Source organism: Phormidesmis sp. 146-20, assembly GCF_052939475.1.
Map to the genome: position 1 here is coordinate 35,808 of NZ_JBJPHT010000023.1, position 25,913 is coordinate 61,720.

Genomic DNA, 25,913 nt, shown 5'->3' on the forward strand with positions numbered 1-25,913 from the left:
TCGATGAGAGTTTTTCCGCTTCGTTGTTCACGGCTCCTGCCCCCCAATCCCCAATTTTGGAGGACTTTCAGAGAGGAATTCTGGTTCAAAGTCCCTCACTCGTGGGGGATTTAGGGGGCGTTTCTGAATCTAAAAGCGAAGCGAAGCGTTCATCGAACTGACGTTATACCAAATCCACTAGTTACTGATACAGATCCTCGCCCCCTAAATCCCCCATTTTGGGGGACTTTGAAACGGCTTCCCTGATAGGTTCTTTTCAAATCTAAGAGATGGAAATCGGTTAATTAACTGATTTTTTGTGAGTATCATTTGTTGGTTGATTTGGTATTAAATCAGAGGATGAATTGCCCCAAAGCGGAGGGAACCCCAATGTTCTTGGAATATAAAATGTTATTGGAATATAAAAAAGACAAACTGGAGTAAAACAACATGTCGAATTCATATCAACTCAGCCGATACTTTAACCAAAATGCCAGCAGCGGTAATGCAATTCGATAACGATATTCTGGGCCGTAGACCAGACCTTTTTGTTCTAGACTGGCCAACGCTCCTTGCAGCCCGCCCCCCCTCGAAAGATGATGCTTTTGAATGTATTCTCTCGCATGAGGGCTATCCGTCGGATCGAGCGCCAAACTTTCTAACACCCTGACCTGACTGGGCGGCAACAACAAAATTAACGACTCAAACGTGACAGACAGATCTTCAACCAGCGCTAAAGTACTGCGATGAATATGGTGGGATTGGATGAGGAGGGGTGTGGGGTGTGGGGTGTGCCATTCGTGACTTCCGGTTTTGATGTCTAGCCAGACTCGCTGGAGAAGCGCGATCGTATCTCTAAAATGCCCCTGCACATGGCTGAGAAAAAGCGCCAAAGCCTCTGGCTCAAACTTCAGATCTTCGGGAGCGATCGCCGTTTCTAACCAGGGTGCCAGATCTTCATCAGACAGCGGGCCGAGCGAAACGACTTGCAGATCGCTCTGCTCAACCCAGCGCTCGGCAACCGTTGCAATTAGCGCATAGCTGACACGACTCTGCTGCTGAATTTCTTGGCGAAGATAATGCTCCCATTTGCTGTGACGATCCCACGATCGCATATGAGGAAAATTCTGAAACACCAGCACCACCCGACAGTCGAGCCACTCGGCCAACACCTGCGGCAATGTCAGTAAAGCTTGAAACAACGCCCATTCTTTGCCAGACGAAAACTGCCAGACTAGACAAGTTCTGCCGTTGGGCAACTTTTGCAAAATCAGCGGTTGAGTCTGGCTCCAGCGTTGAATTAGCGCAAGCTCTTTAGAAGACTCAAAGGCGGCAATCAAGCCCTCAGCCAACAGTTCGAGAAAGCGGCGGTAGTCTGTGGCTCTCAGGCAGTCAATTTCGATCACTCTGGCTCCACAGTTTCTCGCGGCCCAGCGCACCAGCGTTCGTCGCCCAATGCCCGGAACGCCCGCCAGCACCAGATCCCCGTCGGCTGCCAAAATCTTGCTGACCTGTCGCAGTTCAGTTTGCCGACCTACCAAATTTTGCGGAACAAAGGGATTGCCAACCATCGCGAGTCAGAAAAAATTTGTGACGATCTCAGACTTTGGACTCTAGACTATGAAGAGTTAAACGTCAGAGTCTATCTGCAAATGGCTTTTGGCCTTTGGCTTGATCACCAACGGTCTGGACTCTACAGTCTATCCTGCAAATCAGAGGTTTCACACTATTTAATAGTGCTATCTCTCTTATTTAAGCACTATCATTGAGTGCTGTAGGCATCCATTTTTTGTTCGTTTCAATTAAATTCTATGGCTTCTAACTCATTGCCCACGATCGACGCAGCTTGGCACACGCTAGATGTTCAGCAAACGATCGACTCACTGCAAACTGACAGCAAAACCGGACTCGACTCTCAACAGGTTTCCGATCGCCGGGTCAAGTTTGGCCCAAATGAATTGGAAGAAGCAGGAGGGCGCAGTACGCTGACGATTTTGCTCGATCAGTTCAAAAACATCATGCTGCTGATGCTGATTGGGGTAGCGCTGGTTTCGGGCATTTTGGATTTGCTAGATCTGTTGCAGGGGACGGGCAAGCCAGGAGACATTCCCTTTAAGGATACCATCGCAATTTTGGCGATCGTGGTTCTCAATGGGGCACTGGGCTACGTTCAAGAAAGTCGGGCTGAGAAGGCATTGGCGGCGCTCAAACAGTTGGCCTCTCCGCGCGTCAGAGTCATCCGAGATGGCAAAGTTAGTGAAATCGATTCGCCCGATCTGGTGCCCGGAGATTTAATGCAAGTCGAAGCGGGCGTACAAATTGCCGCCGATGGGCGTTTGCTCGAAGCTGCCAATTTACAGATCCGCGAATCGGCCCTCACCGGGGAAGCACACGCGGTCAGCAAACAGGCTACCCTACAGCTACCCGAAGAAACCTCCCTGGGCGATCGCCTCAACATTGTCTATCAGGGCACTGAAGTCGTGCAGGGTCGCGGGACGGTGATGGTGACCGGAACGGGAATGCGGACGGAACTGGGCAAAATCGCCACCATGCTGCAAGCCGTTGAGTCTGAGCCGACCCCATTACAACAGAGAATGGATCAACTCAGTCAAGTTTTGGTGACGGGGGCGCTGGCGCTGGTGGCGATCGTCGTCGTCGTGGGCATTGTTTCGGCTCGCAGCTTTGCGCCGTTGAGAGAGCTACTGCAAGTGTCATTGAGTATGGCGGTGGCGGTGGTGCCAGAAGGTTTGCCTGCGGTGATTACGGTGACACTGGCGATCGGGACTCAGCGCATGGTGCGGCGGAATGCCCTGATTCGTAAGCTTCCGGCGGTTGAAACACTCGGCTCTGTCACGAATATTTGCTCTGATAAAACGGGAACGCTAACGCAAAACAAAATGGTGGTGCAATCTCTGCATACCGCAAGTGCATCGCTGGCCGTCACCGGAGAAGGATACAACCCCAAAGGAGAATTCACGCTACAGAAGCGCAAAATTAATCCGTCAGATAGTCCTGAAGTCCGCGCTCTGATGCTGGCCTGTACACTGTGTAACGACTCAATTTTGCAAGAAGACAAGGGTCAGTGGACGATTTTGGGCGATCCAACCGAAGGGGCGCTGCTAACCGTGGCGGCCAAAGCTGGGTTAGAAGCCGATCAATGGAACAGCAAGCTACCGCGAGTCCAAGAGTTTCCCTTTTCGTCTGAGCGCAAGCGGATGAGTGTGATTGTCAAAGATACGGCAGACTTGCTCAAATCAGAAACAGGCTTTTTGGCGACTCCGTTTCTCATGTTTACCAAAGGCTCTCCCGAATTGATTTTGGAGCGTTGCCAACAGATTCAGATTGGCGATTCGGTACAGTCGATCACACCAGAACAGCGTCGGCAGATTCTCGCCAAAAATAACGAACTCGCCGGAAAAGGCCTGCGCGTCCTAGGCTTCTCTTACAAACCACTAACCGAATTGCCCCCCGAAGGTTCAGATGAGGTGAGTGAAAAAGCTTTGGTCTGGTTGGGACTAGTGGATATGTTGGATGCGCCGCGCCCTGAAGTCAGAGATGCCGTCGCTCGCTGTCGATCGGCTGGCATTCGCCCCATCATGATCACCGGAGATCACCAACTCACCGCCAAAGCGATCGCTGAAAACCTCGGTATTGCCAAACCCAGTGACGAAGTTCTTGTGGGTCGTGACCTCGAAAAAATGGATGCGCGCGAGTTAGAACGGCAGGTCGATCGGGTCAGTGTCTATGCGCGAGTGGCTCCCGAACACAAGCTGAGAATTGTCCAGGCGCTGCAAAAAAACGGCAAAATCGTAGCCATGACCGGAGACGGCGTAAACGATGCGCCTGCCCTCAAACAAGCCGATATCGGGATCGCAATGGGCATCACCGGAACGGACGTGAGCAAAGAAGCCAGCGATATGGTGTTGTTGGACGATAACTTTGCTACGATCGTCGCCGCCACCGAAGAAGGCCGCACCGTCTACACCAACATTCGTCGCTTTATCAAATACATTCTCGGCTCCAACATTGGGGAAGTGATTACGATCGCCGTTTCACCCCTACTGACCACGGGAGGCGTTCCCCTTTCACCCTTGCAGATTCTCTGGATGAACCTCGTCACCGACGGATTACCCGCTCTAGCGCTGGCTGTTGAACCTGCGGAACCCAATGTCATGAACCGTCCGCCCAACAATCCAAGTGAGAGCATCTTTGCCAGAGGCTTGGGTGCTTACATGCTGCGGGTGGGAATTGTGTTGGCAATCATCACAATTATTCTCATGGTCGGATCGTACCAATACACCCAACAAGTGAATGGGAACGGACTCGATGCCGATCGCTGGAAAACAATGGTTTTTACAACGCTGTGTATTGCCCAAATGGGACACGCGATCGCCATTCGATCGAATACCAAATTGACGATCGAGCTAGACCCCAGAACCAACCCTTACATCTGGGCTGCGGTGGTTGTGACGACGCTGCTACAACTCGCTTTGGTCTACGTTCCACCGTTGAGAGCCTTCTTTGGCACCCACTATCTCACCTTCAATGAACTAGCCGTCTGCTTTGGCTTCAGCGCCATCATGTTTGTCTGGATCGAGCTAGAAAAACTATTTGTGCGCTGGTACTTTAGCCGCAAACAAAAGTAGGACAACCCAACCGGATCGAGGGTTGAAATTACAGTGCAAACAATATTTCCTCCCTCCTCCCTCCTCCTTCCTCCCTCCTCCTTTCTCCTTCCTAATTCTTAAAGCCTGTGTAAATTCCTGATTTTTGCTGAACAATTCTCCGCGATCGCAGTGAAATCTTTTGAGTAATGAAGTGTGTTATGGAACACGCCGGATTACCCAAACCGAGGAGCGCTGCACATGAAACGATTAGCCTGGAAATTCTGTCTGATCAGCCTAATCGTTTTGCCTCTGGGCATCAGCGCGATCGCCTTTCAAGTGCTCAAAACGCCCGATTCTTCTAGCTGTGAAACGATCAACGATCAAGCCAATGCGTCTCAGCGATTGTATTGTGCCAAAGCAAGCGTGCAGCAAAAAACGCCTGGTAATCTGGCGGCCGCGATTCGTTTGTTGGGCAATCTGCCTTCGGACCTTCAACCAGAAGGAAAACAACTGGTTCTGCAATGGTCAAATGAGTTGATGGGGCAGGCAGAAATTGCCTTTCAAGCCGGGGAGTTTGAGAACGCGATCGACCTGGCTAACTCAATTTCCCGAACTTCTCCAACCTATGACGCAGCCCAGCGCCGCATTTCTGATTGGAAGCAGTCCTCAGAAAAGGCGGACGAGATTGTGGAAGCGGCGATCGATCAGATGGCGCAAAGAGAGTGGAGTCAAGCACTCAAAACGGCTGGTCGGCTAAAGTTGATCGTTCGGGCTGCCTGGGTAACCGATCGCCATATTGCATTGGTGCAGCAAATCAAAGCCGATCGTGAATTTCGAGATCCCAATCGGGCGATCGAGCCACCTCGCAAAAGTGCCCCACTGAACTTTAAGTCCGATATCGCCAAGGCTGTAGCTCAGAAACCCACTGCAAAGCCAACTGTAAAAGCGCCTGTGTTACCCGTTGAGCCAGTTTCCTTAGTAGAAGCCACTCCACCCAAAGCGTTGCTGACTCCCGTCGTCAGCCAAAACGAAGCTATGATGAAGCATTTGGTCGAGGAGACGAGTTCATCAAGTGGTCTCAAAGAGATGTCTGCTGAAACAGATCTCAAAGAGATATCTGCTGAAGCAGATCGCGTCATTCCCGCGTTTCCTCAAGTTCCTGCGCCTGTGAAGGAGGGCGATCGCAAAAATTAGCCATTTACTCAATTGAAGATCATAGCGAAAGAACTTCACCCCAAATTCCACTTCGTAGCAGATCGATCGTGACGTGACCATTGTTTGCTCTAAGTTTGGTAATCTCTTTTGTCGAAATAGCCCGATCGCTTCACCTGGACAAAAAAGGCAACCCCATCTGCGGGATCGCCTGATCAAGTCTGGAAAGGTGAATAGATAAAACTTGGTTTCAAACCAGATTTAGAGAAGAAATCAAACCGCTTCTAGATTCTTTTCTCCAGTGCGAATCCGAACCACCTGGTCAACAGGCGTGATGAAAATTTTGCCATCACCGATTTCGCCCGTTCTAGCAGCCACAATGATCTTGTCAACCACCATGTCCACCTGATCATCTTCGATCACAATTTCAACCTTGAGCTTTTGCAAAAACTCGACCGTGTATTCTGAGCCACGATACCGCTCAGTTTGACCCTTCTGCCGCCCAAAGCCTCGGACTTCAGAAACTGTCATGCCCACAATCCCCGCATTCACTAGCGCGATCTTGACTTCATCAAGTTTGAAGGGGCGAATGATTGCCTCAACCTTTTTCAAGCTCCTACACTCCTTGTCACATATCGATATCTATCAGCATGACACTATGTATCACCGTTACGAGGGAAGTAATTGTAACGAATCGTACATTTCCCCAGGTCATCTTTCCTAAGTCACCGTTATTTCTAAAGTCTCTCACGATCGCATCCCAATTTTTTTGACGAACTGTTGCGTTCCTACGCTATCGGCTCTGACCTTTATCAAGATTTGTTGCTGTTTGAGAAAATCAAGCAAATTTTTCGATCGCGCTGCATTCAATCGCGCCTCACTTATTAGAAGACGGCAACAACGGACGCACGATCAAAAATCCCGTTCCAAAAGCGGAGACCACAATGAGAACAATCACTAGACCCAACCACCAACCGCCCAACTCGCCTGGCTTTTTCTCAGACTGAATTTTGCGACGGGGCTGGCTTTCTTGCTCATAGACGATCGTCTCAGGGGCAAACACAGATTCGGTGCGAGCAGGCTTGGGAGCCACAGGCGGACGGCTCGGCATTGTCGGAACACTGGGTGACTCGATCGGCATCTCTATCCGAGGAGTGGGAATCTCGGCAGACGAAACGGGGGGCAAATTAGTCACAATCTGCCGGAGGTGAATCGCAGACTGAGCAGCCCGTTCGATCTCTTGGCGAAGCTGCTGATTTTGCTTGGCTAACTGCTGATTTTGCTGGGTGAGAGCCTCCATTGTCGTCCTGGCCGCCTGAAGCTCTGCGGTGACTTCTCGGTAGAGCGAGATCGGAACAGAGGGCGAATAAGCACTTGCAGACGGTGGAATCTGCCCAGAAGGAGGAATATTTCGCATGGACGGCGAGGGGTTTTTGGATGTCATCTCTTTGGTATCAAACAAATAGCAGGCGGTTGGTTAAAAACGTATGCCCCAGAATAGCTGCAATTAGACCAACGGACGCAAAAATCGTCAAAAATTTGAGCAAAAATCGTCAATAGTTGACCTGGAGCGATCGCTAATTTTCTATCTAGGTAATTGCTCAAGAATGATAGCGCTGTTTCTGTCAAAGCGATCACCTGGAGACTTGTTAAAATCAACAGGTTTTAGAATTTCAATTTACTACTCACACGACCCGCCTACTATGAATTCTTCTCAAACGCAAGAAACTCCCTCCGAATCGGTGAAGTATGGTGAACGGCTGATAGAGGAAGGCAATCTAATCACGTTCCCTAATCCGCGTCCTGGTCGCCGCTACCACATTTATATTACGTTACCGGAGTTTACCTGCAAGTGTCCGTTTTCGGGCTATCCAGACTTTGGCACCATCTACGTAACCTATGTGCCCAATCAGCGCGTGGTCGAGCTAAAAGCGATCAAGCTGTATATCAATAGCTACCGTGATCGCTACATTTCTCACGAGGAGTCCGCAAACCAAATTTTGGATGACCTAGTAGCCGCCTGCGACCCGCTAGAAATCACGGTAAAAGCCGACTACACGCCACGAGGAAATGTGCATACCGTTGTTGAGGTGACGCATCGGAAGGAGGGATGAGGGATGAGAAGAGGTGAGGGATGAAAAGAGGTGAGGAGGTCAATAGTCGAAAGTGACGATCGAGGATGATTCAATTAGTCCCGCGTCAAGCTCTCCCGAAACGCGAACAGTTGCTTTCATCCCTCATCCCTCATCCCTCATCCCTCATCCCTCATCCCTCATCCCTCTTTCTAACTCGCCGCAGCCACATCACCCAGACCCAGCCCAAAAAGCTGCCGACAAAGTAAGGCGGAAAGTCTGACCAACCAAACGTGTTGCCCAAGACCAGTCTGCCAGGGAGCGTGGCGCGAATCGCTTGCAAAAACGGCGGTTGCCACAGTTGCAGAAACTCGATCGCACAGGTCACCAGACAAACCGCGATCGCTACCTTTTTCGGCGAAAATTTGGGAAATCCGGTCAGCACCAGCGTAATCCAAAACATCTCATAAGCGACACTGCCCAAAGCATCATCTAGCCACGGAAAACCACTCTGAGAAAATCGGATCAGATAGCCGATCGGCACGAGCAAAACGGTACTGATCAACAGAGCAACGCGATAAAACATGGGGAAAGGAAGAGGCGCGATCGGGGTATTTTGATCAAACTAAAAAAACGTGAATTCGATGAAATCCTTGGCTGCGGTTATTACGCCGGGCAGCCCCCTAAATCTCCCAAGTTTGGGGGACTTTGAACAAAAAATCCTATCCGAAAGTTCTCCAGAATTGGGGGGTGGGGGGCAAAGTGCTGAATCACGAAGCGAAAAAACTCCATCGAATTCACGTTAAAAAAGACTTGGCTCTTGATCTGACCAGCCACAAGGAGACAGCGATGAATGTAACTGAGATTTGCCGCCAGCGCACTGATGCAGGCATGGTCGCGCTACAAGGGTTTTATAACGGCACGACTGGACTCTGGAACACAACGGGCTGGTGGAATGCGGCCAACGCTTTGGAGACGACGATTGACTACTGCACCCTGACGCAGAGCCAAACTTATCGCACCAATCTAGCAAACACCTTTGAGAAAAATCGCAGCAAAAATTTCTTAAATGAGTTTTATGACGACGAGGGCTGGTGGGCGCTCACCTGGATCAAAGCCTTTGATCTGACTGGAGAACCGCGCTACCTCAACATGGCAAAGACGATCTTTAATGATATGAAAGGCGGCTGGGATGCGATCTGTGGCGGCGGAATCTGGTGGAGCAAACAGCGCAAATATAAAAATGCGATCGCTAATGAGTTGTTTCTTGCGATCGCGGCTCGGCTGCACTTGAGAACACCAGGCGACAAGGGAGCGGGTAGCTATCTCGATTGGGCGGTTCGCGAATGGAACTGGTTCAAAAACTCAGGCATGATCAATCGCGACAATCTCATCAACGATGGACTGACCAGCAATTGTCAAAACAACAGACAGACCACCTGGACTTACAATCAGGGCGTAATTCTAGGCGGACTGGTAGATCTGTATCGAATCACGAACGATCGGGCACTGTTGACCCAGGCGGGAGCGATCGCCGATGCTGCCATTCGCGCACTGGCTCCTAACGGAATCTTGCGAGAGCCTTGTGAACCAGATTGTGGAGCAGACGGGCCCCAGTTCAAAGGCATCTTTGTGCGAAATTTGCTGGCGCTCTATCAGGTGACCAACAAGCCCGCCTACAAAACGTTTATCACTCGCAATGCTGACTCGATTTGGGCGCAGTGTCGCAATGATGCCAATCAGTTTGGGCTGTCGTGGGCGGGGCAATTTGACCGATCGGATGCAGCCCGACACAGTGCGGCAATGGATGCCCTGAATGCGGCGCTCGCCCTCAATTTTGAAAGCAGTACGCCAGACACCTACCAGGCTGAAAGGGGCATTCTCCATCAGTTGTTGACGGAGGCGATCTATCCGGGCTATCACGGCGGCGGCTACGTAGCAGGCTGGAATCGCGACGGACAGTGGATTGATTTTAAGGTGACGGTGCGATCGTCCGGTCGATACGCGCTGACCTTTCGGTATGCGGCGGCAGGGGGAGAGTCGAGTCGCTATCTGTTTGTCAACGGCAAGGGCATTGTCGCCAATCTCATCTTTCCTGGAACAGGCAACTGGAGCCGTTGGAGTCAGGTCACAGTTCCCCCAGTCTTGCTCAATGCTGGAGAAAATACAGTTTCTTTGATCTTCGATCGCTCCAAAGGCAGCCGCAATTGGCTCAATCTGGATGAGTTGATTGTGCAGTGATTGTCCAAATAAAAAAGAGGTGAAAAAGTGTTCGACTGAACGCTCTCACCCCTTAATTCTTACTTTAAATCTTGGCAGTGTAGAGTGATGAAGTGCAACCAGAACTAACTGATCGCTACAGCGCCATCACTCCACACTCAACAACGCTACTTAGCAGCTTGACGCTCTTTGGCTTCCTTGATCACTTCTTCGGCAATGTTGCTGGGGCAAGGCGAATAGTGAGAAAACGACATTGAGAACTGTCCGCGTCCAGAAGTCATGGTTCGCAGGTCGCCAATGTAGCCAAACATCTCGCTCAACGGCACATCAGCCTTGATGCGGGCCCCGGTTTGTCCGGTTTCCTGAGACTTCATCATGCCGCGCCGACGGTTGAGATCCCCGATCACGTCGCCCATGTAGTCATCAGGTGTGAACACATCGACATTCATAATCGGCTCAAGCAACTGAGGGCCGGCTTGGGGAATGGTTTGCCGATAAGCAGATTTAGCTGCGATTTCAAAGGCGATCGCTGACGAGTCAACCGGGTGGAAACCGCCTTCTGTCAGCGTGAACTTCAAGTCCATGCAGGGGAAACCCGCCAGCACACCTTTATCAATACAGCTTTCAAAGCCTTTTTGTACGGCTGGCCAATACTCTCTCGGCACCGTCCCGCCTGTCACCGTGGACTCAAACTGGAAGCCGCTTCCTGGCTCACCGGGTTCAACAATGTAGTTGATCTTGGCATATTGACCCGATCCACCCGACTGTTTCTTGTGAATGTAGCCATCTTCGACACGCTTGGTGATCGACTCGCGGTAAGCGACTTGAGGTTCGCCCACTTCGACTTCAACGCCGTGAGTGCGCTTGAGAATGTCTACCTTAATGTCAAGGTGAAGTTCACCCATACCTTTGAGAATCGTTTCGCCACTTTCCTCATCGGTCATCATGTGGAACGAGGGATCTTCCTGCACCATTTTGGTGAGAGCGGCTCCCATCTTTTCTTCCCCACCTTTGAGCTTGGGTTTGACCGAGATCGAAATCACAGGCTCCGGGAAAACCATCGGTTCCAACGTCGCCGGATTCTTGGGATCGCAGATGGTGTGACCCGTCCGCACGTTTTTCATGCCGACGATCGCAATGATATCGCCCGCTTGAGCCGATTCGATTTCTTCGCGAGAGTTAGCGTGCATCTCAACTAGACGGCTGACCCGCTCAGTTTTGCCCGTCGCTGTATTGAGAACGGTGTCACCCTTAGACAAAGTACCAGAGTAGAGGCGCGTGAAAGTCAGGGCACCAAAGCGATCGTCCATGATCTTAAAGGCCAACGCCCGTAGCGGTTTAGCCGGATCGACGATGGCAAAATTGCCCGTTTCTTCCCCGTCCAGATCGACTTCGGGCTGCGGATTGACTTCCATCGGGTTGGGCAAATAGTCCACGACCGCATCCAGCACCAACTGAACGCCCTTATTCTTGAAGGACGAACCGCAGTAGGTCGGGAAAAACGCCATGTCGCGAGTGCCCTTCCGAATGCAGCGCTTCAGGTCTTCGATGCTTGGCTCTTCGCCTTCCAGGTATTGCTCCATCAGGTTGTCGTCTTGCTCGACCGCTAATTCAATCAATTGTTCGCGGTAAGACTCGACGATTTCGGTCATATCCGCAGGCACTTCGTTAATCTGGTAGCTCATCGGATCGCCAGAATCGTCCCAAGTCCAGGCTTTGCGAGTTAGCAGATCGACCACGCCAGAAAACTTTTCTTCGACCCCGATCGGCAGCACCATCACCATCGGCTTGGCCGCCAACACTTTATCGACTTGTTTGACGACGCGATAGAAATCGGCACCCGTACGATCGAGCTTGTTGATATAGACAATCCGAGCGACTTTAGAGTCGTTGGCATAGCGCCAGTTGGTTTCAGATTGCGGTTCGACCCCACCTGATCCACAAAACACCCCAATGCCACCATCCAGCACTTTGAGCGATCGATAGACTTCGATCGTAAAATCGACGTGTCCGGGAGTATCGATAATGTTGAGTTGGTGGTCATTCCAAAAACAAGTCGTCGCAGCGGATTGAATCGTGATCCCGCGCTCTTGCTCCTGGGCCATAAAATCGGTTGTCGCTGCGCCTTCGTGAACCTCACCAATTTTATGGATTTTGCCAGTCAGCTTCAGGATTCTTTCGGTTGTGGTGGTTTTGCCAGCATCGACGTGGGCGAAGATGCCGATGTTTCGATAACGAGTGAGGTCTTTCATAGTTGCTCTGTAGATTGAATGCGACAAACCGTGGGCGACTTCCTGCAAGCGCTACTCAGAGACAGGTGCCTCTTGTGTAGTCAGTACAGGTGGATTTCAATCACTCGGAATATCAAGAAATCCTGTTCCCTGGCTCTGGCAGTATTACTGATTGTAAAGTGTCGGGGGCAAAGGTTGGAGAGGTCTCAAAAATTGAACCCCGTTGACACAGAGAAAGACCGCCTAACGTCAACAGTCCGCAGGAGAAGGCTAAATGCTTCGATCCGTTTTCTCTAGTCGTGAAGAGGGTCGTGAATCGAGTTCCCTATCTAAGGGCTGCCTGACAGACTGTGTTTTCTGCCGCCCGACTGCGCTCAACGGTGCGCTCAACGGCTCTTCTACACCCCTACCCGATCAAACTTTGTGCCCGTAGTGAATCGCTCCTCAATTCTAGCAAACTCTCTGAAATAACCTTTCGATCGAAGAAGTTCGGAGAACCGTGCCTTAAGGTAAATTCCATGAAACCGCTCGCTGCGGTCAGTTCAGTCCGTTCCCAAATTCCCTACCAGTGCGGAGCCTTTCACCGCAAATCCCTTAAAGTCTCTCAGAATTGGCAGCTTGGGAGGCAGACGTGCCAGGCAACGAAGCGAAAAAATTGCCGAACTGGCCCTCTAGCCAGGAATTTTGATGCCAAAGGAGAAACATGACCCGCGATCGCGCGTACTTTCTACACAAATCTCACCGCCCAGTAATTTGACAAACTGCTGGCTGATGGCCAATCCTAGCCCCGTGCCCCGCTTAGATTTTCGTCCTGCCTCAGTCTGCACAAACGCCTCAAACAGTTTGTCCATTTCTGCTGGAGAAATTCCATATCCAGTGTCTTCTACCTCAAACTGAAGCGTGTAAGGCGTGGGAAACTTGGAGTCAATTGAGTCGTCTGATCCGACGCTTTCCGGCTCGCTCTCCATAGGTCGAGACCAGCACCCTACCTTTACTCGCAAACTGACACTGCCGCGATCGGTAAATTTAAACGCATTACTCAGCAGATTGATCAACACCTGAGACAACTTATTGGCATCGGTTTCGATCCGGTGGGGCAGATCGGGCGCGAGGTCAAAGGTCAGCGTCAACCCCTTGAGTGTGGCTTGCGGACGAAACATTTCTTCTAGCGTTTTGAGCAACTCCCAGAGGTCAACCTGTTCCACTTCTAGGGCGACGACTCCCGCCTCGATTTTGGAGACTTCTAAGACATCGTTGATCAGTTTGAGAAGATGCTGCACGCTGTGGTCGATCGTCACCAGTCGTTCTTTTTGGCGAGTATTGAGCGATTGGTCGTAGCCCAAAATCTCACTACAACCGAGAATAATCGCTAAAGGCGTTCGCAATTCATGGTTCATGTTGGCTAGAAAGGCACTCTTGGCGCGATTAGCCGCTTCTGCCTGCTGTTTGGCGTTTTCTAGAGCCAGATTTTTCTCTCGCAGTTCTTGAGTCCGCTCTTGGACTTTGATTTCCAGGGTTCTAGAATACTCTGCTAAAGATTGGTGCGAAACCTTCAAATCAGTCCACATCAAGAGTCCGCGACTGAGCAACGCCGACCCAACCAGCGCCAGCCCCGGCGACACCACCACGACCCACCACCCCAGCCAAAAGCACAGATAAGCGCTGCCTCCCAAACTGATGCCAATCAGGCCAATGGCGCAGACCGTCCAGCGCAGCGAAAACAGCCGTGAACCCAAGGCCGCCCCCACGCCCGACCAAACCAAAATCCAGCCCCACTCTAGTAACTCAGGAACGCCCCGCAGCAGTGGCCGACCCTCTAACGCCGCACTCAAAAGCTGGTTGGCTACATTCGCGTGAATCTCGACCCCAGACCAGGCAGACTGAGAATCTGTTGTAAAAGGGGTATAGAAGCGATCGCTCACACTTTCGGCGATTGACCCCACGACGATGAGACGATCGCGCATCAGATTAGCTGGCACCTGATCATTCAAGACCTGAGTCAGCGAAACGGTTGGTGTCCCGGCTTGATAGCGATAAAAGTTAGACAAGATCTGAAAGCCGCCCGCATCGGCTCGCACGTAGCCCCCCTCAGAAGCTTGTAGCGGCACTAAGTTAGCTTTTCCTAACCGGAGTTGACCATCGGGATTTTGCTGAGGCAAAACGTTTTCAGCCTTTAGGTAGGCGAGGGCTAACTTTGCGCCTAGAGTCAGCGTTGTTCGGGGTTTGGGCTGGTTGTCAGGAGATTTACGATTGACCCGCACAGAGAGCAGATTCCGCCGCACTTTGCCATCGCCGTCCTGTACCAAATCGCTGGCTGCTACCTGGTCTCGGCTCTTTAGTCCAACGGGGGCTTTGATTGCCGGGCCGTCTGCCCCACTGACCACTTTCTCAATCACAAATAAGTTAGGCGTTGAGACAAAGGCTTTGAGTAACGCTTGTCGTCCCGGCTCGACGGGCAGATCTCGGTATAGATCCAGTCCGATCGCTCTGGGCCGCTGATGATCAAGTTTTTGGATCAGGGTGGCCAGCGTCAGATCAGAGAGGGGCCAGGCTCCGAGATTACTAATATCCGTTTCGTCGATCGTCACCACGACTACACGAGACGCTCCGGCTTCTGGTGGGCGCAGCCGAAACCACTGATCGAGAATGGCCCACTCCAGTAGCTGCAAGCCTCCGGTGAGTTGCAAGGCGATCGCGGCACCCGCCACACCAAAAACAATCAGTCCGATGCGCTGTCCCTGGACGATGCGCTCTTTGAGCGGTTTCCACATAGGTCAGTCAATAGTCTCTAGAGAACAGGGCCTTCATTGAGGAAGATGCATCTACTAGCATTCAGCGGTGAATTTGGATATTTAGCCCCTGCTTTCACCATTGTGCATTCAGCACGTCCTCATTGGCTGTTCCTATTACCTATTAACGTGAATTCGATGAGGTTTTTTTGCTTCGTTCTTCAGCGCTTCTGCCCCCCAACCCCCCAAAATTGGGGGACTTTCAGACAAGATCTTGGGTTCAAAGTCCCTCACTCGTGGGGGATTTAGGGGGCTGCCTGGATTCACAACCGCAGCGAAAGATTTCATCGAATTCACGTCCTATTACCATTCCTTGAGTGGCTTTTTATTTTTTGAGACTATTTAGTTTGAGACACGATGACTTCGGTGAGCGCTTCTAGACCGACCGATCGCAATAGCTCTGTCCAGACGGTCGCAAGGTGAGCATTGTTGGGTTGGGTTTGACGAAGCTCAGTCAATAGGGAGAAGGCTTGAACCCACAGACCTTGTGATAGATAAAGGGACACGCGATCGCTGGCTTTGGCAGTCGCTAACCTTTCTTGGGCTGAGGGATCGAGTTGGATGCGTTTGATCCAGCCACCGACGACCCAATCTGAGGTGCGATCGTTCTGGTTGCACACGAGGGCGGCCGTCCAGTAGTAGGGCTGATCTGGCTTGAGTTGGGGCGCTTCTGAAGGCAACCGTAGACTCACTAGCCCCGCTTTTGTTGAAATCGGCACCAGCGTTTGATAAATGCCATTCATCTCCGCATCAAAAACGCTCAATTCCACCATTTGGGCCGTCGTCTTGGGAAGATAGATCCAAAAATCGGGTCGATCGCTGGACGTGAGTGCCATTTGCCCTTTGGGACTGAGAGCCATCATCCGGATGGTCGGATTGGGCGATCGTACACAGAAGGTCGAACTGGTGCGTGAACCACCGCCTGCTGTGCCGTTGGGAGAGCCTTGTCCAGGAGGGGGTTCGATTTGCGCGACAGCTTTAAGTTGGCTCCCTGAGTAGAAACCTAGAGCGACGGATAACGACAGGCAAGTAGCAATACGGCGAAGTGTAGTCATGATTTGCAAACAGAAGGTTATCGTCATTTAGCAGAGAAGCAGAGCTTGAGGAAAGAAAGACGAGCTTGCAGCGTTGGGCGACTTGAGCGACGGAGCGGGAAGCGTTGAGACCCTGCCAGCCCTCAATTTTTTGAGAGGCGCTTGGCGGGAGAAAGCGGATAATTTTACTGCCGTCGATTCAGGGGCGTGTGACTCAAAGCTACTCTGTACTTTATCAGTGTCTACTCAGTGTAATTGCTGAGGTTTTAGGCAATTATTCTATTAATTATCTAAAGCTTTGATGAAGAATCTTCAGATTCCTACGGAGCAATTTTCTTTAGTTCTGTGAACTCTGCCTCAAGGCTATCCTGAAGATTACGGCAGTCTTTTGTTACGCTCAGTGTTTATAACCAGTTGCCGATTAAAACAAACGGTGCCCAATAATACGGATGATTGAAGGCGGGCTGTTTGAGGAGGTGTAGCTGCGCCGATCGCACCGCTTCGCCCTTGACTCTAGACTTGGCAAACACTTGATAAAACTGCACCATAAATTCGGCCGTGGATTGATCGTTGACCTGCCAGAGGGTGGCCAGGGTGCTGCTGGCTCCCGATCGCACCGCCACGCCTGCCAATCCCAAAGCGGCCCGTCTGTCGCCCTTAGCTGTCTCACAAGCACTCAAGACGAGTAGGTCGATCGAGGGCAGATTGAGAGACTCCCGATTTGTGAGCAGGGCATCGAGGGCGTTGACGTTAAGCCGACCGTCCCAGGTAGCGATGTAGGTGTCTTCTGCTTTGGAGCTAAATTCGCCGTGAGTGGCTAAATGGACGACCGAAACAGGCTGTGTTTTGAGCTTGGACTTTAGAGTTTGGGTCGTAAAGGTTTGGTCAAGCAGCACGGTTGAGGCGATCAGGCGACCAATTCTTATGACTTCTTGTTTGACTCCGGGCAGGGGCGCAAAGGTGGTGTTTCCCTGGCTCAGTCCGCCGATCAGCGCTCGAATCTGGGGATGAGTTGTCTGTCTTCCAAATAGACGCAAACCGGGTGTCACGACAACTTGATATTGCTCAATTAGATACTGGTTGCCGTCGTAGAGCGCGGCCATAGGCAAATCTCGCAGCACCCCATCCAACACAAACACCAGGGTTTTGATTTGAGAATGAGCCAGATGTGTCAGGGCAGGTTTGACCAGCCAGGAATAGAGGTCTTGAGCGATCGGCAGTCGTTCTTGAGCAAAGGAGGTCGATCGTAGAGATTGCCGCATTCGTCGCCCGGTGTCTTCTACCTGGGTCTGGGAAGATTGGGTGGCATAGTGGCGCAGCGGCTGACCCGAAATTGCCAAAATCACCTCCAAGCGATCGACTAAAACAATGGGATAAATCACCGCCGCTTGGGGATCGATCTGATCGACTTGCTGAGGTTGGCTATCCACGCAGGCTTCTCGAAAAAAGTTGGCCAACTCGGCCAATTGGAGCGACTCGATCAGCGATCGGGCCTGTTTTAAATTGTCCTGCTCGATCTCAGCGCCAGCCGAATTGGACTGTTGTAGCAGCAGATCGACTAACTCTCGATACACAGGTTCGACTTTTTCTCGAAATGAAAACTGAGCATCTTCGCTGACAGTCACCAGATCGTTTCTCAACAGTTGCAGCGTGTTGACTGCTTGAGTGTAAGAGGCGATCGCTAAAGTGTAGTCGTCTTCATTCCCAATCTGACTTAAGCGGGCTTTTGCTTTGAGAATTCTTCCGAGTTGCCATTGCCATTGATAGGTGATATCTGAAGCGTGAATAATTTCTGATAACAGTAGTGCCTCTCGTGTGAGCGATTCTGCGTCTGACCATTGTTGAATCTGCTCATAAAGCTGTCCTAGTCGTCCTGTTGCGTAGGATTGCGCCCGGAGATTTCCCAGGCTTTTGGCTTGCTGAATGGCCTTTGCCAGCAGTTGAGCGACTGATTTGAGGTCAGAGGCGCGGGCTACTTCAGCGGAGGTTTCGTTGAGATTGATCCGTTTGATCAAGCTTTCTGCCAGATTGATTTGGGCGTAGATGGCGGTTTGGCTGGGCGGTAAGGGGTCGAGTTGCGATCGAATTTGCGTCAACAGTCGTTGGGTTTGAGTCGTCCGATCTTCCTGCAAGGTTTCTGACAAGGTTTTTGACTCGATCAACAGGTCAAGCTGGTTGAGTTGGGCCTGAAGTCGAACGGGACTGTCTGCTGCGGCCGCCTGTTCATAAAACATCAGAGCCGCTGTCTGCTGATTTTTTGCCTCTGCGGTATTGCCCAAATTTAACCAGGCAATTTGCATATCGGGGCGCGATCGAATGCGTTGAGCGATCGCCAGACTCTTCTGCAAGACTCTTTCTGACGCAGCCAAATCGCCCGACACCCGCAGCACATTGCCCAAATTTAACAAAGCCACCGCCTTGAGCGAAGACTCGGACTCGTTTTGCAACGCCGCTTCGATCTGCTCTAGTTGGGTGCGGGCGCGACGATAAAATCCCAGTGCTTGCAGCGCTTTGGCTTGATTGAGTTGGGTGCCGATCGTGCCCGTCGAATCTTTCACACGTCGATACTGGTTTTCTGCCTGTTGCCAGGTTTTGAGAGCCGCCTGGGGCTGGCCTTGCGTCAGATAGAGTTGGCCCTGAGTGTTGAGAATTTGGGCGCGAGTGAGTGGAGAAGCGGGCAACGCGATCGCTTGTTGTAGCGTCTGAGTCGCTTGCAGTTGGCGGCCAAGCTGCTGATAAGTGAGCGCCAGATAGCTAAAAATCAGGGCTTGATTGGAGGTGTCTCCCGATCGTTGCAGGCGATTTGCCTCAGTTTCCCAGACGTTGGCCGCATCCAAAAACCGACCTGTCTGATAGAGCGTTTGCCCCATCTGAATGAGCGGCTGGACTGAAACCGCAGGCACCGAGACCGGAATGCCGATCGCCATGTGCGCCGTTCCTGGAATTGTGCCGCCCACCAAAAAACAGAGAATTAGTCCCAGAGGCACCTTTCTAAGCAGCCTTTTGAAAAAAAGACACCTCGATCATATCCACATCCACATACTTCTCAATGACCTACTGACTGAGCAGACTGACAATTGATAGGGGACTGACTCACAGAAGTCTCGGTGGCGATCAAACTCACTGAACCATCGGGGGCGATCCTCCAGCCTGTGGCCTCGATCAAAGGGGTCGGAACGGGAGTCGCGATCGTCGAAGGGGTTGAGGTCGTCATTTGCTCAGTCCTCCAATCGATCCATCCGGCTCCCTGTATCCCTTCTCTCGGTGTCGGGGGCAAGCCGCCTCGTCCGGCCGTCACAAAGCTATTGAGTCGCGATCGCGGTGCACAAGTTTGAATCACGTCACGAGTCACATCAATAATCTCATTGGGCAGGGAATTAGTCCCTTGACTGGGATCAAGCGGAAAGGTGTCGATCGTCACAACGCCATTGATTCCGAGATCTGAACTGGCCGTAATGTCGCTGAAGGGCGTTAATTGCGATCGAGAGGTTAGCCCTAAAATCGATCGGGCGTTCAGACGAATCGTGCCGCCGCGTCCTTGAAAGCTGTTGGCGCTGATGTCGCTATTTTCGGACGGTTTTGCCACAATAAAGCCTGCTCGAATGTCGATATTGCCGCCGTTGCCCGCGTCGTAGCCCCGTGCTGTAATCTGACTGCCTCGCCGCATCAACAGCCAATCGCGAATCGAAAGCGTAACGTTTGCCCCGTCGAAACTATCGGTTGTCGCAATCATCAAGCTGTTGTCGAGGGTGAGATTGTTTGCGTTGACCGAGAGCCTTCCGCCTTTTCCTTGTAGCGTGCTGGCGAGTAATAAGCCCCGATTCAATTCTATGTTGTCTGAATTGATCACCAGCGTTCCGCCTTGTCCACTGCCCCAATTACTAATGGAGACGATCGCCTGATTGTTGACGGTGAGTTGAGGGGTTTCGATAAAGACGTTTCCCCCGGCTCCCGTCGCACTGGCTGACGTGCTGGCAAACAGTCCCGTTTGAGTCGTGCCAATCTCCGAAACCTGCTGGGCCGTGGTTTGTAGCAGACCGCTGGAAGTGGGAATCGTAATTCGTTCTCCGTCTTGAGGGGTGAGGGGCGGTTGGAAAGAAATTTTTCTGCCTCGCACGATCGCTGACGCAATGACCCCGGCTAGCGGTTCGACGACTCCATTGCCTTGAAGTTGAATGCGATCGCGGGCTGCGATGTAGATATCTCCGGCCTGTCCGCTTCCGGAAGTGTTGGTGCGAAATTGTGCGCCATTGGTTGCCTCAAAGGTGTTGGCTGTAACTCGAATATTTCCGGCGTTGCCCTGTCCGTCGCTCTGGGTGGTGACTAGCGCTTGATCGTGCATTGAGAGGGCATCCGTGGTCAGCATAATATTGCCGCCGTTGCCGATCGCTTGGCTGCCGGCTGCGCTGGCGATCGTGCCTCCGATGATGCCATTTGTTGGGGTTGGCAGGTCTCTCAACTTGATTTGGTCTGCGGCGATCGTGATGTTTCCGCCATCTCCCAATCCGGCCGTGCCTGCAATAATCGAACTTTTGTCGGCGACCGAGAGCAACGCACTGCTGATATTAATGTCGCCCCCCGCCCCCACCACACCCGGCCCGGTTTGACTCGCGATCGTGCTGCCTCCTGATAAAGCGAGTCGATCACCCAGGCGAAGATTAATATCTCCCGCATTGCCCTGTCCGGGTGAAATCGTCTGCAACAGAACTCCCTGATCGTTGATAATCGAGAACTGTCCCAAAACGCTGGTCGAGATCAGAGAACGATCGCTGAGTGAGAGCGATCGAGCAGATAGATCGATATTTCCCCCATCTGCTTGCCCTGCTGAAGTCACAAAATTGGTGATCAAACTGTTGTTGTCGAGTGCAATCGTGCCTGCAACTTGTACATTGACGTTTCCAGATTTTCTAACACCTGACGTTCCGGCGGTTAGCCCTGACTGCTCAGTGATCAAGAGCGATCCTGCCTGGACATTCAAATCGCCTCCGATGCCCGTTGAGCCGCGTCCTGTTGACGTTCCGACGACGGCAAATTTATCGAGTCTCAGGGCATCGATCGCGTTGAAAGTGACCGTGCCTGTATTCCCCGACCCACTGGTTACAGAAAATAGGATCACGTTGTCTTGCAGTGTGATCGAGTTAGCGCTGAGGGTGATGTCGCCACTATTACCTGTAGCGGTTAAATCTGTGCCTGTGAGTAATACACTGCCTTTAGCGATCGTGATTTCGTCGGTTGCGTTAATTTCAATCGCTCCAGCATTAGCCCCTTGGTTGGGGAGTGGACTGCTGATCCCATTTCCGATCGTGGTCGTTTGCAGTTCACTTTTTTCTAAAATTTCGACCGTTTTGGCGTTGATAGTAATTCCTGAAGTTGGAGTATTGGAGTTAGTCAACACGTTGGCGCTATCAGAACGAAGAATAGACTGCTGGCGTACTTGTAGACGATCGGCATCGATTTGAATTTTGCCTGCGGCTCCGATCGCGCTCTGGTTCACAGTGGTCAATAATTGTGAATCAGAAATGATGATTTCTCCTGCTTTGAGCCAGATATTTCCAGCATTTCTAACTTGATTGGCGAGAACCGTTGTAGACAGCGTAGAACCGTTGAGCAAGATGGCATCAGCGACGATCGCCAGATCCGAAAAAGCGCTCACCGTACTGTTATCAAAAGTTGCTTTGTCTAAAGCCGTGATCGTGAGTTGATTACCTGCCGATAAATTTCCTGTATTGGCGATCGTACCTCCAATCAAATCTAAATTCTGTCCCGTGGTTAAGTTTCCTCGATTGATCAAAGGTTCAGGTAAGCTAACACCGCGTTGAATCCCGATCGGCAGCCTCACACTCAACAAGGGAGCTTCTGAAGTTCTGGCAGCACTAAACAGACTGTTATCTTCAAACTTGAGAAACGGGGCAGTACTGGCAAAAAACGATCCGCCCACTTCTAAAGCCGCATTGTCGCCAAACGTAATGCCGTTGGGATTGAGCAAAAACAGATTGACCGATCCATTCGTGCGAATCAGTCCGTCAATCAGAGAAGGCTTTTCGGTCACGCGACTGATAATCGTCTGTGTCCTCGCATCGGTGTCAAAGTAGGCCGATCGCCCCCCCAGCAGCGAGAATTCTTCAAAGCTTTGGTAGAGATTTTCTCCGGCGATCGTGCCTCCGGTAATGCGATATTCTTGCCCGTCAAAGGTGACGATCGCCGAGTTAGGCAGCGTGTTGTCAGGAATGACCTGCGATCGAGCCACCGAAGCAAAAAAACAGACCATCATCAGCGCCATCGCCCCACTGTTTTTGAAGGCGATCGAGTCAATAAGATTAAGGAAAGAATTGGGGAATAGCAAGCGTAACCAGCCTTTCAGGAACTTTTGTTTTTCAACAAGAATAACGCACACCCATAAGATGCGCTTCTCAATGCACAAATCCGCAAAATCTCACAATCTTTTTGCTACATTCAGATTTTTGTCTGTATCTGTCAAATTTGATACGAATTCGACAAAATTCTTTGCTGTGCGTTCGAGATACCCGTGAGGAGTTGCTGATTTGGGATGCCCCGAAAGTCTCTAAACTTTGAAGATCTTGAATCAAGATTTTGATCTTGAAGGTCTTCAGAGTAGAGGATTGAGGATGCTAAATGGCTAGAGAACAAAGCAAATTCATCGCCCTCACATCAATCTACTGCCGAGTTGTTGCAATCTTCACCTGTTTCCGCCGATTAGGGCTGCGATCGCCATTACCAGCGCCACCGAATCGGTCGGCTTCGTCAAATAGTCGTGAAAGCCTGCTGCGATCGCTTCGTCTCGATCTTCTTCGCGCGCATAGGCCGTCACCGCAATAGAGGGAATGTTACCGCCCTGCTCTGGAGGCAGCGCCCGCACCTGTCGCATCAAACTGTATCCATCCATTTCCGGCATTCCCAAATCGCTGAGAATCACATCCGGCAGACTGTGAGATAGAGCCGTCAGCGCATCGCTTGCCGAAGAAACCGTAGTGACGATCGCCCCCTGTTCTTGCAGCACAAAATTGAGAATTTCTCGCGAGTCTGCATCGTCATCCACAACCAAAATTTTGAGGGCACAGAGCGGTTGAGTAGACGAACAGACCAAAGATGACACAGGTAACGCAGGCGTAGATTCTTTAATTAGCAAAGGAAGCTTAACTGTGAAAGTCGCCCCCATTCCCTCACCCGGACTCGCCGCTTGAATGGTGCCATCGTGAAGCTCGACGAGTTGTTTGACGATCGCCAGTCCCAGTCCCAATCCGCCAAACGATCGCGTGGTGCTGCTGTCTGCCTGCCGAAATTGCTCGAAGATGTGGGGCAAAAATTCGGGAGAAATGCCTTTTCCGGTGTCGGTAATCGTGATTTGAGCCAAAGCCTCTACAGCCGCGAGTTGAATCGTCACCTGTCCGGCTTCGGGCGTAAATTTGACCGCGTTTGAAAGCAGATTCCAGATCACCTGCTGCAACCGATTAAAGTCACCTGATGTCATGGTTTCTGGGGAGTCCACCAAAAATCTCACCGCGACGTTTTTTGCCTGCGCTGACAACCGCACCGTTTCTAACGCCGCTTCGATCGTCGTGACTAGATTCACGGGCGCAAAAACCAGCTTGAGTTTGCCTCTGAGAATGCGGGAAACATCGAGCAAATCTTCGATCAATTGGGACTGAAGTTTCGCGTTGCGCTCGATAATATCCAACGCTCGATCGCGCATTGCCTCGTCACATTTGCCGCCCTTGAGCAGCTTTGTCCAACCGAGAATGGGATTGAGGGGCGATCGCAATTCGTGAGACAAAACGGCGAGAAATTCATCCTTGATGCGATTGGCGGTTTCGGACTGGGCGCGGGCCGATCGCTCTCGCTCTAACGCTTGATCGCGCTCCTCGATGGCACATTTTTGATCGTGAATGTCGGTGCAAGATCCAAACCATTTGATAATTTGTCCGGTTTCATCTCGCAGAGGAAAGGCGCGCCCGATGTGCCAGCGATATTGACCGTCAGAAGCGCGTCTAAATCGATATTCGACATTGTAGAATTCTCCCGTCCTCAATGATTCTTGCCAAATGGGAACCGTTCTCTCGACATCATCGGGGTGCAAAATCGTACTCCAGCCTTCCCCTTCTGTTTGTTCGGGGCTGGCTCCGGTGTATTCATACCAGCGTTGGTTGTAGTATTCGTGATAGCCGTCGGGTCGCGTGATCCAAAACATTTGCGGCATCGTATCCGCCAGATTGCGAAATAGCAGTTCACTTTGTTGTAGGGCTTCTTCTGCTTGTTTGCGTTCGCTGATATCGATCACAACCCCAATCATTCGCACGGGCGTTCCTAATTCATTATAAAAAACTTGTCCTCTCGCATTCACCCAGCGCAACTCATCTGTATCAGCCCGAAATACTCGGTACTCACTTTGCCAATCCATAATCTGCTGCTGCATGGATGCTTGAAGGCTCTGTTCGACTCTAGAGATATCGTCTGGATGAACGCGATCGCGCCATCCTTCATATCTGCCGTCGTAGCTGCCCGCCGCAAACCCAAACATCTCTTCTAGCTGCTCATTCCAACGGCTGATTCCCGTTTTGACATCCCAATCAAAGCTGCCAATCTTTCCGGCTTTTTGAGCGAGTGACAGAAATTCTTGACTGACGGCTAATTTTTCTTCGGCGCGCTGGCGATCGGTCATGTTGCGACTAATCACCAAGACCGTCTCGACCAGACCATCCGCCCCAAATTCGGGCATCAGGGTCGCATCAAAATATCGCACCCCATTGATCCCCGGATACTTAAACTGCGCCGATCGCTCCTGTCCGGTCGCAAACACCGTTTGTAAATTTTTTCTCCACACCGTGACCACTTCTGGCGGCATTCCCATTTCCTGGTGTGTCTTGCCGATAAATTGATGAGGCGCAACCCCAGTGATGTGTTCGATCGCGGGACTCACATAAAGATAGCGAAGGGCGCGATCGTATCGAGAAATCAGATCCGGAAGTTTGGCTAAAATCCCGGCGATCTGTTGTTCCTGATTACGCAAAAACGCTTCCGTTTGGAGTCTTGATTCTGTAGCGTCGCTCATTAGTCGCTCATGATTGGGAGTGAAAGAGGGGGGTCTGACGCACAGGGCAGTTTTGAGAAACGATCGTGGACTGATCCAGGTGAGCAAGTCACGAAGGCGCAACCACAGGTTTTCTACCCCTTTCCTGGCTGGGCTAGACTAGCCTATACCTCTGGACGTAGCGACACTTCCTCCTCAAGGTATAAACACGACGCGACGACCTGCGATTTGCTGTAAAAAGATTGTCACAAATTTCTGACATTTGACTTGACATCGCTAACGGAAACGCTACACATGAAAGAGTAGGGTCACTTTTAAGCACGCAGCGATCGAAGGTGTCGGGCAGTCGTCAGAGAACGAAGAATGCCGAAAGTGATCTGAGCGGTGCAACGCGATCAAAAAATTCTTACAACACTAAAATCCAAAAATCAATCATGAAACTGTTCAACATTTTCAAACAGGTGATGGCGGGATTTATTCGGGCGATGCTCAATCGCTGGTGGGTTGAGATTACCACGGCTGATCCCCAATGCACTTACTATTTTGGCCCGTTTAACAGCGCATTAGAAGCCCGAAAAGCGTATCCCGGCTATGTCGAAGATCTCGAAGGCGAAGGGGCACAGGGGATCACTGTTACCATCAAGCTTTGCAGACCTGAAATTTTGACGATCTGCGCGTCGGGCGTTGAGTTTTGAGATAGACGCTGGACAGGAGACGTTAGACTTTTGAGAAGAATCAGCATCAAGAATTCCTGGTTCACTATCTCGCGTCTCATGTCCCTGG

At 51.3% G+C, this 25,913-nt stretch carries 15 protein-coding genes; 5 read left to right on the forward strand and 10 right to left on the reverse strand.

Features of this window, described 5'->3' with window-relative positions; genetic code table 11:
• Positions 1–443: 443 nt before the first annotated feature.
• The gene (locus ACKFKH_RS18470; RefSeq protein ID WP_446859798.1) at positions 444–1,550 is read right to left on the reverse strand and encodes an AAA family ATPase; all 1,107 of its coding nucleotides are present in this window, start codon (positions 1,548–1,550) and stop codon (positions 444–446) included.
• Positions 1,551–1,790: 240 nt separating this feature from the next.
• On the opposite strand from ACKFKH_RS18470, the gene ACKFKH_RS18475 reads away from it, so the two are divergent.
• Positions 1,791–4,625 (forward strand): cation-translocating P-type ATPase, encoded by a 2,835-nt coding sequence (locus ACKFKH_RS18475; protein ID WP_446859799.1) that lies wholly within the window; start codon positions 1,791–1,793, stop codon positions 4,623–4,625.
• 219 nt (positions 4,626–4,844) lie between these two features.
• Complete coding sequence (locus ACKFKH_RS18480) at positions 4,845–5,780, forward strand: hypothetical protein (protein ID WP_446859800.1); 936 nt, start codon at positions 4,845–4,847, stop codon at positions 5,778–5,780.
• 231 nt (positions 5,781–6,011) lie between these two features.
• Here ACKFKH_RS18480 and ACKFKH_RS18485 read toward each other — a convergent pair whose 3' ends face one another.
• Complete coding sequence (locus ACKFKH_RS18485) at positions 6,012–6,350, reverse strand: P-II family nitrogen regulator (protein ID WP_446859801.1); 339 nt, start codon at positions 6,348–6,350, stop codon at positions 6,012–6,014.
• A 265-nt stretch (positions 6,351–6,615) separates the two neighbouring features.
• Positions 6,616–7,155 (reverse strand): hypothetical protein, encoded by a 540-nt coding sequence (locus ACKFKH_RS18490; protein WP_446859802.1) that lies wholly within the window; start codon positions 7,153–7,155, stop codon positions 6,616–6,618.
• 286 nt (positions 7,156–7,441) lie between these two features.
• On the opposite strand from ACKFKH_RS18490, the gene queF reads away from it, so the two are divergent.
• Positions 7,442–7,852 carry a preQ(1) synthase gene (gene queF, locus ACKFKH_RS18495; RefSeq protein WP_446859803.1) on the forward strand — a complete coding sequence of 137 codons (411 nt, stop codon included), beginning with the start codon at positions 7,442–7,444 and terminating at the stop codon, positions 7,850–7,852.
• 151 nt (positions 7,853–8,003) lie between these two features.
• Here queF and ACKFKH_RS18500 read toward each other — a convergent pair whose 3' ends face one another.
• Positions 8,004–8,396 (reverse strand): ribosomal maturation YjgA family protein, encoded by a 393-nt coding sequence (locus ACKFKH_RS18500; protein ID WP_446859804.1) that lies wholly within the window; start codon positions 8,394–8,396, stop codon positions 8,004–8,006.
• 263 nt (positions 8,397–8,659) lie between these two features.
• Between ACKFKH_RS18500 and ACKFKH_RS18505 the strand changes: the two genes are divergently transcribed.
• Entirely contained in the window at positions 8,660–10,051 is a 1,392-nt protein-coding gene (locus ACKFKH_RS18505; RefSeq protein WP_446859805.1) for a glycoside hydrolase family 76 protein, read from the forward strand.
• A 146-nt stretch (positions 10,052–10,197) separates the two neighbouring features.
• On the opposite strand, the gene fusA is transcribed toward ACKFKH_RS18505, so the two are convergent.
• From fusA to ACKFKH_RS18535, 6 genes are all read right to left on the reverse strand, one after another.
• Complete coding sequence (gene fusA / locus ACKFKH_RS18510) at positions 10,198–12,282, reverse strand: elongation factor G (protein WP_446859806.1); 2,085 nt, start codon at positions 12,280–12,282, stop codon at positions 10,198–10,200.
• A 650-nt stretch (positions 12,283–12,932) separates the two neighbouring features.
• The gene (locus ACKFKH_RS18515) at positions 12,933–15,032 is read right to left on the reverse strand and encodes a CHASE2 domain-containing protein (RefSeq protein WP_446859807.1); all 2,100 of its coding nucleotides are present in this window, start codon (positions 15,030–15,032) and stop codon (positions 12,933–12,935) included.
• Positions 15,033–15,388: 356 nt separating this feature from the next.
• The gene (locus ACKFKH_RS18520; RefSeq protein ID WP_446859808.1) at positions 15,389–16,105 is read right to left on the reverse strand and encodes a DUF928 domain-containing protein; all 717 of its coding nucleotides are present in this window, start codon (positions 16,103–16,105) and stop codon (positions 15,389–15,391) included.
• A 383-nt stretch (positions 16,106–16,488) separates the two neighbouring features.
• Complete coding sequence (locus tag ACKFKH_RS18525) at positions 16,489–19,071, reverse strand: CHAT domain-containing protein (protein WP_446859809.1); 2,583 nt, start codon at positions 19,069–19,071, stop codon at positions 16,489–16,491.
• Between the two features lie 59 nt (positions 19,072–19,130).
• Positions 19,131–22,355 carry a two-partner secretion domain-containing protein gene (locus ACKFKH_RS18530; RefSeq protein WP_446859810.1) on the reverse strand — a complete coding sequence of 1,075 codons (3,225 nt, stop codon included), beginning with the start codon at positions 22,353–22,355 and terminating at the stop codon, positions 19,131–19,133.
• A 426-nt stretch (positions 22,356–22,781) separates the two neighbouring features.
• Positions 22,782–25,151: a PAS domain-containing protein gene (locus ACKFKH_RS18535; RefSeq protein WP_446859811.1), complete on the reverse strand. Its 2,370-nt coding sequence runs from the start codon at positions 25,149–25,151 to the stop codon at positions 22,782–22,784.
• A 413-nt stretch (positions 25,152–25,564) separates the two neighbouring features.
• On the opposite strand from ACKFKH_RS18535, the gene ACKFKH_RS18540 reads away from it, so the two are divergent.
• Positions 25,565–25,825: a DUF1816 domain-containing protein gene (locus ACKFKH_RS18540; protein ID WP_446859812.1), complete on the forward strand. Its 261-nt coding sequence runs from the start codon at positions 25,565–25,567 to the stop codon at positions 25,823–25,825.
• Positions 25,826–25,913 lie beyond the last annotated feature (88 nt).

What these genes read in the sequence shown, in the direction of transcription:
- ACKFKH_RS18535 (WP_446859811.1), bottom strand. Translation starts at nt 25,151, where the DNA reads ATGAGCGACGCTACAGAATCAAGACTCCAAACGGAAGCGTTTTTGCGT.
- ACKFKH_RS18500 (WP_446859804.1), bottom strand. Translation starts at nt 8,396, where the DNA reads ATGTTTTATCGCGTTGCTCTGTTGATCAGTACCGTTTTGCTCGTGCCG.
- ACKFKH_RS18515 (WP_446859807.1), bottom strand. Translation starts at nt 15,032, where the DNA reads ATGTGGAAACCGCTCAAAGAGCGCATCGTCCAGGGACAGCGCATCGGA.
- queF (WP_446859803.1), top strand. Translation starts at nt 7,442, where the DNA reads ATGAATTCTTCTCAAACGCAAGAAACTCCCTCCGAATCGGTGAAGTAT.
- ACKFKH_RS18470 (WP_446859798.1), bottom strand. Translation starts at nt 1,550, where the DNA reads ATGGTTGGCAATCCCTTTGTTCCGCAAAATTTGGTAGGTCGGCAAACT.
- ACKFKH_RS18505 (WP_446859805.1), top strand. Translation starts at nt 8,660, where the DNA reads ATGAATGTAACTGAGATTTGCCGCCAGCGCACTGATGCAGGCATGGTC.
- ACKFKH_RS18520 (WP_446859808.1), bottom strand. Translation starts at nt 16,105, where the DNA reads ATGACTACACTTCGCCGTATTGCTACTTGCCTGTCGTTATCCGTCGCT.
- ACKFKH_RS18475 (WP_446859799.1), top strand. Translation starts at nt 1,791, where the DNA reads ATGGCTTCTAACTCATTGCCCACGATCGACGCAGCTTGGCACACGCTA.
- ACKFKH_RS18490 (WP_446859802.1), bottom strand. Translation starts at nt 7,155, where the DNA reads ATGCGAAATATTCCTCCTTCTGGGCAGATTCCACCGTCTGCAAGTGCT.
- fusA (WP_446859806.1), bottom strand. Translation starts at nt 12,282, where the DNA reads ATGAAAGACCTCACTCGTTATCGAAACATCGGCATCTTCGCCCACGTC.
- ACKFKH_RS18530 (WP_446859810.1), bottom strand. Translation starts at nt 22,355, where the DNA reads ATGATGGTCTGTTTTTTTGCTTCGGTGGCTCGATCGCAGGTCATTCCT.
- ACKFKH_RS18540 (WP_446859812.1), top strand. Translation starts at nt 25,565, where the DNA reads ATGAAACTGTTCAACATTTTCAAACAGGTGATGGCGGGATTTATTCGG.
- ACKFKH_RS18480 (WP_446859800.1), top strand. Translation starts at nt 4,845, where the DNA reads ATGAAACGATTAGCCTGGAAATTCTGTCTGATCAGCCTAATCGTTTTG.